The organism is Paenibacillus humicola (genome assembly GCF_028826105.1).
In the GTDB taxonomy this organism is placed as follows: Bacteria; Bacillota; Bacilli; order Paenibacillales; family Paenibacillaceae; genus Paenibacillus_Z; species Paenibacillus_Z humicola.
The window spans coordinates 4,951,150-4,965,492 of the sequence record NZ_JAQGPL010000001.1 but is presented as its reverse complement, the minus strand read 5'-3'; the positions used below and the strand labels follow the sequence as shown (position 1 = coordinate 4,965,492).

Sequence of the window (14,343 nt, the reverse complement as noted above, 5' to 3'; positions counted from 1 at the left end):
ATTTTCAGTGGTTTCGGAAACCGCTTTCTTCTATGCTGGAATTAATCTTAAACAGGCAGGAGGAATAGGGGATGAGCAGTACCAGGATCATCGATTGCGATGTACATCCTTACCCAAAAAACAGGGACGAAATCCGGTTCTATTTGAAGGAGCCCTGGAAAACCCGGTATACGGGTTCCGGACGAGGCTTCTATGGAAACCCGGTTCACGGGTCGCGCCTTGATGCCAACCCGCCCGGCGGCGGACCGGCAGGATCGGATCCGATCTTTTTGCGCGAGCAGTTAATCGACGAGTATGGGGAAAAGCATGCCGTCCTGCTTCCCAGAGCGTTCTGCAATCTGCTTCCCGACCCCGACTTCGCCGCCGCAATCGCCGCCGCCTATAATGATTGGCTCGCAGACACCTGGCTTGGCAAATTCAATGAAGACGGCGTGTTCAAAGGCTCCATTACGATCGCGCACCAGGATCCGTCAGCGGCGGCGAAAGAAATCGAACGCTGGGCCGGGCACCCTCATTTCGTCCAGGTGATGACGGATTCGGGAGCAAGAGCCCCGTTCGGACAGCGGCAGTATTATCCGATCTATGAGGCCTGCAGCAAATACGGGCTGCCGCTGGCCATTCACCCCGGCACCGACGGCATGGGAATTAACGTTCAGCCGACTCCGGGGTATCCGACGCATTATATCGAATGGCACACTTGTCTTTCGCTCGGCTTTCAGGCCCATTTGGTCAGCTTCATCACGGAAGGGGTTTTCGAGCGATTCCCCGATTTCCGCGTTGTCCTGGTCGAAGGAGGCGTGTCCTGGCTGCCTGCGTTATTGTGGAGGCTGGACGCCGAATATAAAGCGCTGCGGTATGAAGTGCCGTGGTTGAAGCGAAAGCCGAGCGAATATGTCCGGGACCATGTCCGGATCACGTCGCAGCCTTTGGAGAGGCCCGAGCACGACCGGCATTTGCTGCAGGTTCTGGAAATGATGGATGCCGAGCATATCCTGATGTTTTCAAGCGACTATCCCCACTGGGATTTTGACTCTCCACGGCTCGCTTTTCCGAAGCTTCCGGAACCGCTGAAGCAGCGCATCTTTTACGAGAACGCAAAAGCATTTTATCGATTGTAGGAAAGAAGGCGATCCGAATGGGAAGACATGTTGTCTGCAGGGTGAAGGACATGATGGAGGGCTCCAGGAAAATCGTCGTGCTGGAAGGCCGCTCGATCGGAATCTTTCATGTGAAGGGCGAGTTTTATGCGTTAAAAAATAGCTGTCCCCATCAGGCCGCGCCTTTATGCGTCGGGACCGTTACCGGAATGACGCTGCCATCCGGCCCCGGAGAATACCTGTACGGCCGGGACGGGGAAATTGTCAGGTGCCCCTGGCACGGATGGGAGTTCGATCTTTTATCGGGCAAATCCATTTATGATCCGCACCGGTGTCTCGTGAAAACCTATGACGTCGAGGTGGAGAAGGCGGAGGCGGAATCCGTCTCCGTCGAAACGTTTGCCGTTCAGGTGGAAGAAGAGCAAGTCGTTGTTTACATTTAATTTTGGGGGTGTTTCAAATGACAGCTAAACGTCCGAAATTAGCCGTGTGTACCGCCGCTCTTATGCTATCGGTCCTGCTCATCCTTTCGGCCTGTAATAACAAGGCGGCTCCTGCAGAGAACCCCGCTTCGGATAAAATGACGATCAAAATCATGTCTTCTCTGCAAACCGAGCCTTTGGATATGAACAGCGCATTTTGGAAAGGGCTGGAGCAAAAAACAAATGTGCATCTGGACATCGATTGGGTCCCCATTAACGACTATATCAATAAAGTCAATCTCGTCCTGGCTTCGGGCAACATTCCGGAAGTATTAACCGTGACGGAAACGAACTTGTCCACGCTGATCGACGCGATCAATAAGGGCGTTTTCTGGGATCTGGGAGAGTTCTTGGGCGACTTCAGCAAATACCCCAATCTGAAAAACAACGTGCCCGCCAGCGCCTGGAAGCTGCTCCGGTACAACGGAAAAATTTACGGGCTGCCCCGCACCAGACCGCAAATTACGGCGGCGGACATGATCCGGAAGGATTGGCTCGATAAACTCGGGCTGCCGGTTCCCCAAACGACGGATGAGCTGCTCGATACGCTGAAGAAGGTCGTGGACAGCGACCCGGACCAAAACGGCAAAAAAGACACGATCGGCCTTATGTTCGACGAGTCGTACCGCATGGCGTTTGGCGGCGCCGATCCCCAGTATACTTCCAGCGGGGGCATGTATCCGGCGGAATTAACCGATGCCTATACCGATATGGTTGCGTGGTACCGTAAAGCATACTCGGAAGGGCTTATGTCCCAGGAGTTCTCGGTCATGAACGATTCGCAATATTCCGATATGTTCGGTGCCGGACTAGCGGCATTTTACCGGAAAAATCCTTGGCATCAATACGGACTGGAGCAGGATGCCAACAAAGCGCAGCCAGGCGCCAAAGTGGAGCTCATTCCCTATTTGAAAGGGCCGAAAGGATCCTCCGCCGTGCTTTCGCCGGGCTTCTACGGAGGGCTGTACATTCCGAAAACCGTGCCAAAGGACAAGGTGGAACGCATCCTGCAATTTTACAATACGACTGCCGGGGACGACATCACGAAGTATATTACTTACGGGATCGAAGGCGTACATCACACCGTTGAAAACGGCGTCATCAAAATGACCGATCAGGGGAAAAAAGAAATCAACAATTCCACGATAGAGCCCTTTGTCTTGAAAATGGATCCGTGGTCCAAGACGGACAGCCCGATTGCGCCAAACGAGATCAATTTGAAAAACAGGGAGAAGGTAAAGCCGATCCTGGAAGCGGGAAAAATCGACCCTTATTCCGTCATCAATTCCTCCACATGGGTGACGCAATGGCCGAAGCTTCAGGGCGAATTTACGACCAAGCGAACCGAGGCGATTATCGGGAAAATTTCGATGGAGCAGTATAAGGGATATATCGGGCAGCTCCGTTCGGACAAACAATTCGAACCGGCGTTCAAGGAGTTCGCCGAAAGCTATAAGTCGTTGTTTCAATAAATGCCGCGTCCGGGCTGCCTGACCGGCACCCGGACGATTTTCAAGGAGGAGGAGACATGAATCGACGCGAACAAGCCTTATCCGGCCCCGGCCCCGTCTACAGCAGCTGGAAATCAAACCGCTGGCCGGCGATAAAAAAGTATCGTTACATGTATTTGCTGGTCGGAATCGGGTTGATTTACTTCGTCTTGTTTAAAATCGTGCCGATGTGGGGGCTTGTCCTCGCCTTTCAAGATTACACGCCGGTTTTGGGGATGACGGGCAGCAAATGGGTCGGAATGAAGCATTTTGCGGAATTATTCGATTACAATCAATTTTATGTGCTGCTTCGCAACACGCTGCTGATCAATATTTTCAGTCTTGTTTTCCTGTTTCCGCTGCCCGTCTTTCTGGCCCTGATGCTGAATGAGGTTCGTCACGAGGTGTTTAAGCGGATCAATCAGTCGATCGTTTACATTCCTCATTTTTTATCCTGGGTCATTATTAGCAGCATGACCTTTTTTATGCTCTCAACCGATGTGGGCATGGTAAATAAGGCGATCAGAAACTTAGGCCATGAACCGATCGCTTTTTTAAACAACCCCCAATTTTTCTGGGGCATGTTGACCCTGCAAAATATATGGAAGGATGCCGGCTGGGGAACGATTATTTTTTTGGCCGCCATTGCCGGCGTGGACCCTTCGCGTTACGAAGCCGCGGTCATCGACGGTGCGGGCAGATTCAAGCAAATATGGCATATTACGCTGCCGGCCATTCGGCCGACGATCATTATTTTGCTTATTCTCCGGCTGGGACAAATCGCGGATGTCAGCTTCGAGCAGGTGCTGCTCATGCAGAATCCATTGGTTTTATCGGTTGGGGAAGTATTCGATACCTTTGCCTACAAACAAGGCCTGCTTAGCGGGCAGACCAGTTTGGGCGTCGCGGTCGGATTGTTTAAAGGGATCGTAGGCGGAATGCTGGTCGTTTTATCCAACTACATCGTAAAAAAGCTGGGACATGAGGGGATTTATTAAGAAAGAAAGGTGGTCTACGATGAGCTTCGTACATCAAAAAAGACTGACGGCTTTTGATTATTTCAATTATTCCGTCCTGCTCTTCATCTCCCTCCTTTGTATGTTCCCGATCCTGTATATGATTCTGGTTTCGTTGACGGATAAAAATGTTTACGTCCCGTACAGTCTGCACATATGGCCCAAAAAATGGTCGCTGGGAGCTTATGCCTATATTTTTTCCACGCCGAGCTTTCTGCACGCCTTGAAAAATACATTCGAGATTACGTTCATCGGCACGATCTGCAATCTGCTTGTTACGTTCACGATGGCTTACGGGGTGACGGACAAAAATATGCCTTACCGCAATTTTATTATGGGCCTTGTCGTCTTCACGCTCATTTTCAATGCGGGCATTATTCCGAACTACCTGTTGGTGAAAAACCTCGGCATGCTGAATACCTTATGGGCGCTTATGATTCCGGTGCTGACGAATGCCTGGAGTCTGATTGTGGTCAAAAGCTTTTTGGATTCCATTCCGGGGGAATTAAAAGAATCCGCAAAGATCGACGGCTGTACGGACCTCGGGGTCTTCTTCCGGGTTATCCTGCCGCTTTCGAAGCCGGCCATCGCCGCATTTACCCTGTTTTTTGCCGTTTCGCATTGGAACACCTATTTTAACGCCGTTTTATATTTAACGGACACGGATAAATGGACGTTACAGGTATTGGTAAAAACGATCGTCATCGACGCCAGTTCCAATATGACCGGCAGTATGGCGGCTTCGAGCGAGGACATCGTGCTTCCGCAGGAAACGATCCGTCTGGCGTCGGTTGTCGTGGCCATGCTGCCGATCCTCATCGTGTATCCCTTTCTTCAGAAGCATTTTGCCAAAGGAGTCATGCTGGGATCCATTAAAGGTTGATTACCCTTGTACATGGAACAGGATTTATGCTAATTCCAAGCGAATATAGGATAAAAAGGTTTTCGTTGCAGGGAAGGGGCGCAGGCAGCGTGATGGTAAAACGTTTGTTTCAGCTCTTGCATCGATTCGCCAATCGGAGGCATACGCCCCATAAGTATTTATACCGGATCTTATGGTTCGGAAGCATTTCGGTATCCGTTCCTGTCATTTTGGCCGGAATCGTATTTTATCAATTTATGGTTAAAAACGCTTTCGATCAAGTGCACAAAATGTCCGAATATTCCTTGAAGCTGGAGGAGGACCGGCTGGAACGAATTTTTCAAAGCTCAGAGCTTTCGCTCCTTCAGCTCTCGGCGGATCCCTTAATCAGCAATTCGTTCCTGGACGGCAATGCCGCCGATAAACCGTTAATTCATCTGGAAATTATGAAATTGATTCAATCGGCCCAAAATACAAATGATTTTGCCGGCAATATTATCCTGTACAACAATGCCTCCGAGGATATTCTGGATTACAGGCACGGCTTCGTTCCCAAGAAATTAGAAGGCACGATCAGCTATATGCTGGATCGCCTGATGCAGTCCGGCCCCAAAAACCGCTGCCTGTATATAGCCGAGGCGAACGGCTTCCTGGGGTGCGTCCGCTATCTATCGGCCGCCAATTCCGATCAAGCGAGAGGGCTTCTCATTGTTCAGCTCGACAACGAATTCATTCAAAAATATTTGGAAGAGCCGTCCCTTTACAGCACCAACCAGTCGGTCATGATCCTGGATTCGTCCAACCGGCTGTTAACGCACATCGGAAAGTATTTCGCCGATGAACAAACCGATTCAAACGAGCGGGCGGTTCAGCGGATTATCTCTTCGAGCGAAACGAAAGGCAGTCTGATGATGACGGATTCGACCGGCGAGCGGTTTTATTACACGTATTTGAAAACGGAATTGGGACGCACGTACATTGCCAAAATTGCCGAATCCGAGATTTTGCACAACATCATCTGGATCCGCTATTTTATTTCACTCAGCATCCTGCTTTTCATTAGCATCGGCATCCTGCTGACGGTCGTCACCGGTTTAAAAACGTACAACCCGATTCGGAAGCTGATCGACTTCGGGAGAACGATCAGCGGGAAACAGGCGGCGCAGGCCCATGCCCAAAATGAGATCTCCTTTATTCAGGATTGCTGGACACGGTTAAATGAAGAATCGCGGAAAAATGATGCCTACATCAAAAAATGGGAACCGACGGTTCGGGACAGCATGCTGCTGCAGTTGCTGGAACGGGAGGCCAACCGGCAGGACGATCTTGTAGACCCGAATCTGGCCTCCTCCCTGGCGGAAAGAGACTCGTTCGTCGTAATGGCCATTCGGTCAGAGCATGTATACAGGGAAAACCGGTTTCATAAAGGCGACGGTCCGATCGTTTCGTTTATCGTTAAAAATATGTTCAACGAAATCCTGATGCAGCAAAAACAGCTGAACGGCTATGTGGTTATCGATCGCAACGGGCTTGGGGTCGGTGTGCTTTCCTTGAATCGGACCGCGCCGGAGGAGGATGTGCAATCATTGCTCCGGTCGTTTGCAGGACAGCTGAGAGATGCTTTTCAGCAGTATGTAAGACTGGAGGTCGGGATCGGAGTAGGCGGAATCTACGGGAGCTTTCAGGATATTTATCGCTCCTACCGGCAGGCCTTGGAGGCTCTTCAGAGCCGGATATACAAAGAGCACGGCCCCATTTTATTTTTTCAGGATATGGAGAGCCCGAAGAAATCTGCGGCTTTTCATTACCCGATGGCGATAGAAGAAATTCTTCTCGAGCAGTTGCAGAATCGGAAATACGATGAGGCCGGCAAAAGTTTACTGGAATATATGGCAGCCGTTAAATCGTCCCAATCCTGTCGTGCGATATCAAACTGTTACCTTTTGCTGCTGTCTTCGGTGACCAGAACGCTGTATCAAGCCGGATTTACCGACGTTTTGGATGAAGATCTCCACGCCATTCATGACAGGCTGACATCCGCGGAAATATTCGATTGGTTCACGAAGCATATTTTTCCGCTTTTCGAACGCGTAACCGGGACCAATCAAATCATCGTCAATGTCCGCCAATATATTCACGATCATATCCATGAGGATATCTCGCTGGCCCAATGCGCGGAATATATGGGGATCAGCGCTTCTCATCTCAGCAAGCTGTTCAAGAAAGAAGCCGGGATCAATTTTTTGGATTATGTATTGGACCAAAAATTAAAGAACGCGCAGGAGCTATTGCTCAGCACCGATTTGAGTCTCCGGAAAATCGCCGAAACCATCGGATGCTCCGAACGCAGTTTAATACGAAACTTCCAAAAGGTTATTCATATGACCCCTAATCAATATCGGTTGAATAAACAGCACTGATCAAAGCGGGCATCGCAGGCCCGCCTTATTTTATTTCTGCCGTCAAAACAGGAAAAAGAAGGCCCGGACTAGAAAAATAGAAGGATGAAAAGATCCTTTGACCAAGAAACGGAGGAATCGGATACATGGATACCCATGAGTCCAAATGGAAAGCTTTGGAGCCTAAGGAATCGGTCCTCAATTGGCTGCTGGATTCCGACCCTGCGATTCGCTGGCAGGTGATGCAGGACCTGACCGGTGCGCCCGCTGAGGAGGTTGCGGCCGAGCGCGCGCGGATTGCTTCCGAGGGCTTGGGCGCCCGGCTGCTTGCCCTTCAGGCGGACGACGGGTCATGGGCCGGTGAGGCGTGGAACCACGGCTGGGACTCGACCATGCATGTCCTTACGCTGCTGCGGGAATTCGGCCTCGATCCCGCAAGCGGCGAGGCGCGCCATGCGGCGGGCCTCGTCCGCGATCGCGTCAATTGGCGGGGGTGGGACTGGGACGGCGCCTGGCGGGGATGGGGTTTTGTCGGCAATCCTTTCTTCGCGGGTGAGGTCGAGCCGTGCATCAACGGCCAGGTGGCGGCGAGCGGCGCTTATTTCGGCCAGGACGTCCAGCGGATCGTCGACCGCCTGCTCGGGGAGCAGCTGCCCGACGGCGGCTGGAACTGCGAGGCCGAAAAAGGGTCGACGCGGTCGTCGTTCCACACCACGATCTGCGTGCTAGAAGCTCTGCTCGAATACGAACTGGCCGGCGGGAACGGCGCCGGGGTAACGGAGGCGCGCCTCCGCGGGCAGGAGTACCTCCTCGAACGCCGCCTGTTCCGGCGGCGGACGACCGGTGAAGTCGTCAACCCCGCCTGGACGCGCTTCTCTTTCCCGACCTGGTGGCACTACGACGTGCTGCGGGGACTCGACTATTTGCGCAAAGCCGGCGCCGCGCCGGACGAGCGTATGGCCGAGGCGATCGGGCTGGTCGAGTCGAAGCGCGACGGCGAAGGCCGGTGGTTGCTCGAGAATGTGCATTCCGGCACGATGCCGGTCGAGGTGGACGAGGGCGAGGGCCGGCCGAGCCGGTGGAACACGCTGCGCGCTTTGCGAGTGTTGAACTGGTATTCGGCGGGGGCTTAAATCGGCTTGAGGTGTCGTGCGGTGCATTAACGCGGCGATGCGTTAAATTGAGAGATCGAGGAAACCGTGCAACCTTCTCTCGAATCCGCCGTCTATAAGGGAAACGGGCAAAGCGGGGGAAGAGACCATGAAGCGAGCGGGAATGCTGCTGCTCCTTGCTTGTGTCGGGCTGGCCGGATGCGGAACGTCCGTCGATTCGCTTGAAGGTCAAGTTGACCATTTTGACGCCAAGGCGAAGACGTTTAACGTAGGCTGCACGGATGAAGCCAACAAAGGCAAAAAGGGAGCGATCGCCGATGTCGGCTATTTATGCACGGTACATTACTCGGCCCAAACGATCTTTCGCGACGAAAGCGGCAAACCGATGAAGCCGGGCGATTTTACGGACGGTATGATCGTTCGGGTTCATCTTGCGAAGCCGGTGAGTATCAGACGCAGCATTGAGCATCACAAGCTGCCCAAACTAAACGCCGACGAAATCGCGCTGATGGCCCGGACCGCCGGGTCTTAGGCAGCTTCGGCCGCACCTGTGCAGCCCCGGACCGTCTGAGTCCATTGGCCGACTCATTCCTGCACCAGGGAACGAATACATTAGTGTACGCACGGACAACCGGTTTAAGGCCGGTGCGGAAAACGACGGGAAAGAATGATGCTCCGAACCGATTCTCCGAAACTTCTGCCGGTCCGATTGCGTCTATTGGTCAAAAGGAGCTGAGGATCATGAGAAGACAGAACGGATTGTTAAAGCTCGCTTTGATCGGGGTTGCGGCTTTGCTTGCTTCCTGCAGCCCGGAACAAAAACCCGCAAACGCCGGGGGGGACAAGACGGCTGAAGAGGATCGGCCGGAGGTACAAGCGTTCGACAAGGGGACGGTCATCGAAAAAGAGGGAAACCGCTGGCTGATCACGGCTTACGACGACCAGAACGGCACACCCGCGGTTAAAGCCATTTGGTTCACGGCCGATGAGCAGACGGTCATACAGGATAGTACCGGCCAAGCGGCGTCTGCGGACGGGATTTCGGTCGGTGCGCAAGTGGAAGCTTGGCATACCGGCGCCGTAAGGGAGTCGTACCCGGAGCAGGCAGCCGCCGCCAAAATCGTGGTGCATGACGATCCGCAGGATATTCCTGAAGGGCTGATCGGCCGCGCACAGGCCGTTAAGGCTGCGCTGCACGCATCGCCGCCGGACCCGTCGTCGGCCGCATTGGCGGTCAAAGACGCCGTGCTGGATACGGAGCGCGGGATCTGGAACGTGGAGCTTGCCGCGCATGAGACGATCGACAAACCTGTTGCCGTTCGAATCGACGCCCGGTCCGGCGAACCCGTCCAGGCGCCGGTGGCGGAGAACGACGCTTTCCGCGTATTTTCGCCGAAGCCCGGAACGGAAGCGGGTCCGTCTTTTACGGTCGAGGGGGAAGCCCGTGTATTCGAGGCCGCCTTCAGCTGGAAGCTGGAGGACGGGCACTACATTTTGGCGGAGGGCCACGAAATGGCCGATGAAGGCGGACCGGCCTGGGGTCATTTCCGCTTTGACGTCAGCTACGAGAAAGCGTCGCAGGCCGATATGCAGCTGATCCTGTTCGTTTACAGCGCCAAAGACGGAAGCGTCGAGCATCAGCTCGTCATTCCGCTTAAGGTTCCCGAGCCCTACATTGCATATGAAGCCGGGTGAAACGTTCAGGAAGAACTGACACCTGCAAACGACAACCGCCTCCCCTTCGTTCTGACGGATATTCCGGTCTCCGCCTGATATTGAGCCATTAATAATACCCGGTTTGGCTTGAATAACTGCCGACAAACCCGGCGGCAAACGCGTAATTTCCGGCGCCGTCATACACTTGACCGGTAAAACAGGAGGTTTGACCTTTCATGATATTCCCGTTCCCGCCCTTAGAACCGCCTGTTGAATCACAGAAAGCCAAAATTCTTAAGCCGCTGCTGTTGTAACCGTAAATCCCTGCAGACCCGTAGTTATCGGAAGGAGCCGGCGAATAAAGCTTCAAATACCCCCAAGCCGTTTGGCACTTCGTACTGAATCGGAGCTGTATATAGCCGAGCTTTGTACCGGATTTGTTATAAATATACTTGGAGTCTTCCGTAACGGCCGTATTGGCGCAGCCGGTTGAAATCGGATTTGTAAAATCATAGGACAGCGCAAATGCTTTTTCCGTCGGCGCAACGGCAACTGTCAGGCTAAAGACAAGCGTGAACAGCACGCTCGCCGATAATACCTTGAACATCATTTTACGTAATTTCGGTTTCATGAAAATTCCTCCTGACCGGATCTCGGCGTCGGCGGTCATTCCGGCGCTCTGCCATAAAATCGATCGTCTTCCAAAATCGACTCCTTTCCTCAAAATATGCGTGCCTGTTCATTCCATACTTTAGAAATGAATGCTATTTTTGTCAAGGATGAATTAGGCGAATCCAGTCCAGTCTGACTGCATCTTGCGGAGTAGTCTTCTAGAAAGGGAGGTGCAGCAAATGGCAGTTTTTGCTTTTGTCAGCATGTACATCATGCCTGCTGCAGGTGTCTTGTTTATCGTTGCTTTGCTGAGAGCCATTAAAAAAATCGTGCAGGGCAAGTCGTATTCGGCTGAAGTGTTTTGGAGCAGCGTACTGTTTGCCGGTATCGTTTGGACGATCAGTGTGACGAATCTGCTGACCGACTAAATTTCGGTGGAGGACCACATGCCAATCGCACTTCGAACACGGCAGTCTCGATTCGGCCAAGCGCACCCGCAAAGAGCGGTGACGTCCCGCGCCGGGTAACGCTTTGCTTTGGACAGCCCGACTGGTAAAATTTGATTATCCGGTGTTTCACAAGGTCATCATCTTACCCGTAAACAATAACGTTCGGGAGCCGCCTTGCAAACCCGTTTATATGAACGCCTGGATTTGGAACAGACCGGGTACAGGAGGAGGCAGTTCAACCATGCATGACGGCGAAAATCGCGATATTGGAGGAGTGCCCTGCATCGTCATGGAGCCTGCGGCAGAGCCGGCGGGTCACGTTATGCTGTTTCACGGCTGGGGCTCGACGATGGAAAGCTACAGGTTTTTTGCCTCGCTGATCGCGAGCTGGGGGTACCGGGTGATCGTGCCGGAGCTGCCGCTGCACGGGGCGCGCGGGAGCATCGACTATGCGGATGCGGCGGCGCTGCAGGCCCATTTTTGGCCGGTTGTCCGGCAGGGCATCCGGGAAGCGGGAGCGATTGTGTCGGAGCTGACGGCCGAATCCTCGGTTGCGGTCGTCGGCCACTCGGCCGGCGGATTTATTACGGCCGGCGCCTTCGCCCAATACGAGCGGGTTCATGCCGCGGCGGTGATTAACGGGTCCTGCGCCTGGGTCAAATTCGAGGAGCAGTACCGCGAGAAGCTCGGATTGCCGCCGATGGAAGCGGGCGACCGGGACGTCTTGAGCCGGGAGGACCCGCTTTCCCGCATTCGGCTGAATCCGCCGAAGCCGCTGCTGCTGCTGCATGGGCAGGAGGATACGACCGTGCCGATCGACAGCCAGCGATATTTCATGGACGAGATGTCCGGGGCTTCGGAGCATGTTCAGTTCGTTGAATATTCGGGCGTCAATCATCACATCACGCTGGGGATGCTGCAGCGGATTCATGCTTTTCTCGGAATATCGCTGCCAAGGGGGCTTCAAGGGTAAGTCTTCCGGCGAGGCAAACGCCGAAGCCAAGGGATATGACCTGCATACTTTTGGTATGGATTTCATCCCGTCTCACAAATTATCGGATGCCCGCGCCGTTTCCAACGGGAAGTGCTATAATAAGGCAGATTAAGCCCAAAAAGCCCGCATCCGCTCTTACCCGGGGGACCGTGTGAGCAAGTGCGGCATGAAGGAGGAACTTCCGATGTTCGAATACGAATTTTTGCACCATGTCAGCCTCGCGGTACGCGATCTTTCCCGATCCCGGCGGTTTTATACGGAAGTGCTGGGTTTCAGGGAAATCGAGCGCCCGCCGTTCAATTCCAAGGGCGTCTGGTATGCCGTCGGGACGCAGCAGCTTCATCTGCTGGAAAATGAGCAGGGACAGGCGCTCCGGCAAAGCGGTATCGATACGACCGACGGCCACTTCGCCGTATGGGTGAAAAGCTATGCCAGGACGATAGAAGCCCTCGAAGCGGCCGGCCTCCAATACGAAGCGAGACCCGACAGCCTGGCAGGATTCTCGCAAATTTATGTCCTTGACCCGGACAGCAATATTATCGAATTCGATTCCGCTTACGGCTCCTGACGAAGCTGCAGGGCGGCGGACCTTTTCCTTTGCTTATCTGAACATAACCGAATGAAGTTTACCGTCTCTCGGATAAGGGTCCCGTCGACATAAAAGGTTGGCGGGACCCTTAAAACGAACGCGCATACAAACCAGGCGTTGCTTTTATGCCGCGGCCTACACGACTGGAGTCCTCATCTTGACTGATTTTTATCCGTTACGCATCTGAATCCTCGCTTATTACCGTTCAGGGAGAAAACTGTGATTAGCGAGGATTGACAAACAATGAACGCTTATTTTATTATTAGAACGATCGTTCTAATAAATGAGCGAAAGGATTCGAAGAGTATGTTCGATCCATTTCAAACCGGAGGTGTAATTGTTATGAAAAGTAAATCTTCATTCTCGGTTGACTCACTATTTAAACCATTTACGGCTGACAATTTAGAACTATCAAATCGAATCGTAATGGCACCCATGACCCGAGGCTTTTCGCTTGAGGGAGTTCCGGGTAACAATGTTGCTGAATATTATCGTCGAAGGGCGGCTAATGACGTCGGGCTGATTATTACAGAAGGAACCTTAATCAACCATCCGGCTGCAGCAGCCAAACCGAATAGCCCGAACTTTTATGGCAAAGAAGCCCTAAACGGATGGTCACACGTCGTAAATGCAGTACATGATGCGGGAGGACGGATTTTTCCGCAGTTATGGCATGTAGGAATGGAGAGAAAGACGGATGCTTTGCCTAACGCCGGTGCGAAACCGATTGGACCTTCGGGTCTTGACGCTTCAGGTGAAAAAGTGACAAAGCCTATGAGCGAGTCTGAAATTGCAGATGCGATCACTGCATATGCTCAGGCCGCAGAAGATGCCAAACGCTTGGGATTTGACGGCATTGAATTACATGGAGCACATGGGTATCTGATTGATCAATTTTTCTGGGATAGAACCAACAAACGAACCGATCAATACGGGGGCAATCTTGCTCAGCGGACGCGATTTGCTGCAGAGGTTATAAAAGCATGCCGCAATAAAGTCGGGTCTTCTTTCCCGATATCCTTTCGTTTTTCTCAATGGAAAGTTGGAGACTACTCGGCAAAGCTGGCAAACACACCTCATGAATTAGAACAATTTTTGACGCCTTTGACGGATGCAGGAGTTGATATTTTTCATTGTTCTACCCGCAGATTTTGGGAGGCCGAGTTCGAAGGATCCGATCACAGCCTATCGGGATGGACGAAAAAATTAACGGGAAAACCTGTCATTTCAGTTGGATCTGTAAGTCTTGACACCGAATTTACAAGCAGTCTTTTTGAAAGAAAAGACTCCGCCCATCATGCTAATTTTGAAATTCTTATCGAGATGCTTGAGAAAGGCGAATTTGATTTCATTGCCGTTGGAAGGGCTCTTCTAATGGATCCTGCCTGGGCAATTAAAGTCAAGGAAGAGCGAATGAATGAGATTCTGCCATTCTCCGTTGAAGCTTTAAATGATTTAAAATAATTGTGGTGGAAATTGATTATAAGGATGACAAGAACGGCAAACGCTGTTAATTCGAGAACGATCGGTAAAATTCAAACGTAATATGATATGACGAATATCGAAGAAAGGGCACTTATGAACT

The 14,343-nt window shown here is 52.4% G+C and carries 14 protein-coding genes; 13 read left to right on the top strand and 1 reads right to left on the bottom strand.

What is annotated here, in order from left to right:
• The first annotated feature begins 71 nt into the window (after positions 1-71).
• The 9 genes from PD282_RS22825 (at position 72) to PD282_RS22785 (ending at position 10,153) form a co-directional block, all read left to right on the top strand.
• Positions 72-1,118 carry an amidohydrolase family protein gene (locus tag PD282_RS22825; protein WP_274653478.1) on the top strand — a complete coding sequence of 349 codons (1,047 nt, stop codon included), beginning with the start codon at positions 72-74 and terminating at the stop codon, positions 1,116-1,118.
• 17 nt (positions 1,119-1,135) lie between these two features.
• On the top strand, positions 1,136-1,540 hold the full coding sequence (locus PD282_RS22820; protein ID WP_274653476.1) for a Rieske (2Fe-2S) protein: 405 nt from the start codon (positions 1,136-1,138) through the stop codon (positions 1,538-1,540).
• Between the two features lie 182 nt (positions 1,541-1,722).
• Positions 1,723-3,051 (top strand): extracellular solute-binding protein, encoded by a 1,329-nt coding sequence (locus tag PD282_RS22815; protein WP_274653475.1) that lies wholly within the window; start codon positions 1,723-1,725, stop codon positions 3,049-3,051.
• A 56-nt stretch (positions 3,052-3,107) separates the two neighbouring features.
• Positions 3,108-4,067, top strand: coding sequence for an ABC transporter permease (locus tag PD282_RS22810; protein ID WP_274653473.1), 960 nt, complete (start codon positions 3,108-3,110; stop codon positions 4,065-4,067).
• Positions 4,068-4,086: 19 nt separating this feature from the next.
• Complete coding sequence (locus PD282_RS22805) at positions 4,087-4,968, top strand: carbohydrate ABC transporter permease (RefSeq protein WP_274653471.1); 882 nt, start codon at positions 4,087-4,089, stop codon at positions 4,966-4,968.
• A gap of 92 nt (positions 4,969-5,060) precedes the next feature.
• On the top strand, positions 5,061-7,367 hold the full coding sequence (locus tag PD282_RS22800) for a helix-turn-helix domain-containing protein (protein WP_274655425.1): 2,307 nt from the start codon (positions 5,061-5,063) through the stop codon (positions 7,365-7,367).
• A gap of 125 nt (positions 7,368-7,492) precedes the next feature.
• Positions 7,493-8,479 carry a prenyltransferase/squalene oxidase repeat-containing protein gene (locus PD282_RS22795; protein WP_274653469.1) on the top strand — a complete coding sequence of 329 codons (987 nt, stop codon included), beginning with the start codon at positions 7,493-7,495 and terminating at the stop codon, positions 8,477-8,479.
• A gap of 127 nt (positions 8,480-8,606) precedes the next feature.
• On the top strand, positions 8,607-8,990 hold the full coding sequence (locus tag PD282_RS22790) for a hypothetical protein (protein ID WP_274653467.1): 384 nt from the start codon (positions 8,607-8,609) through the stop codon (positions 8,988-8,990).
• A gap of 209 nt (positions 8,991-9,199) precedes the next feature.
• Entirely contained in the window at positions 9,200-10,153 is a 954-nt protein-coding gene (locus PD282_RS22785; protein WP_274653465.1) for a Gmad2 immunoglobulin-like domain-containing protein, read from the top strand.
• 88 nt (positions 10,154-10,241) lie between these two features.
• On the opposite strand, the gene PD282_RS22780 is transcribed toward PD282_RS22785, so the two are convergent.
• The gene (locus tag PD282_RS22780; protein WP_274653463.1) at positions 10,242-10,745 is read right to left on the bottom strand and encodes a DUF2690 domain-containing protein; all 504 of its coding nucleotides are present in this window, start codon (positions 10,743-10,745) and stop codon (positions 10,242-10,244) included.
• A gap of 220 nt (positions 10,746-10,965) precedes the next feature.
• On the opposite strand from PD282_RS22780, the gene PD282_RS22775 reads away from it, so the two are divergent.
• The 4 genes from PD282_RS22775 (at position 10,966) to PD282_RS22760 (ending at position 14,222) form a co-directional block, all read left to right on the top strand.
• Positions 10,966-11,154 (top strand): hypothetical protein, encoded by a 189-nt coding sequence (locus tag PD282_RS22775; RefSeq protein WP_274653461.1) that lies wholly within the window; start codon positions 10,966-10,968, stop codon positions 11,152-11,154.
• A 262-nt stretch (positions 11,155-11,416) separates the two neighbouring features.
• Complete coding sequence (locus tag PD282_RS22770; RefSeq protein ID WP_274653459.1) at positions 11,417-12,148, top strand: alpha/beta fold hydrolase; 732 nt, start codon at positions 11,417-11,419, stop codon at positions 12,146-12,148.
• 205 nt (positions 12,149-12,353) lie between these two features.
• Entirely contained in the window at positions 12,354-12,737 is a 384-nt protein-coding gene (locus tag PD282_RS22765) for a VOC family protein (RefSeq protein ID WP_274653457.1), read from the top strand.
• 363 nt (positions 12,738-13,100) lie between these two features.
• On the top strand, positions 13,101-14,222 hold the full coding sequence (locus tag PD282_RS22760) for an NADH:flavin oxidoreductase (RefSeq protein WP_274655423.1): 1,122 nt from the start codon (positions 13,101-13,103) through the stop codon (positions 14,220-14,222).
• Positions 14,223-14,343 lie beyond the last annotated feature (121 nt).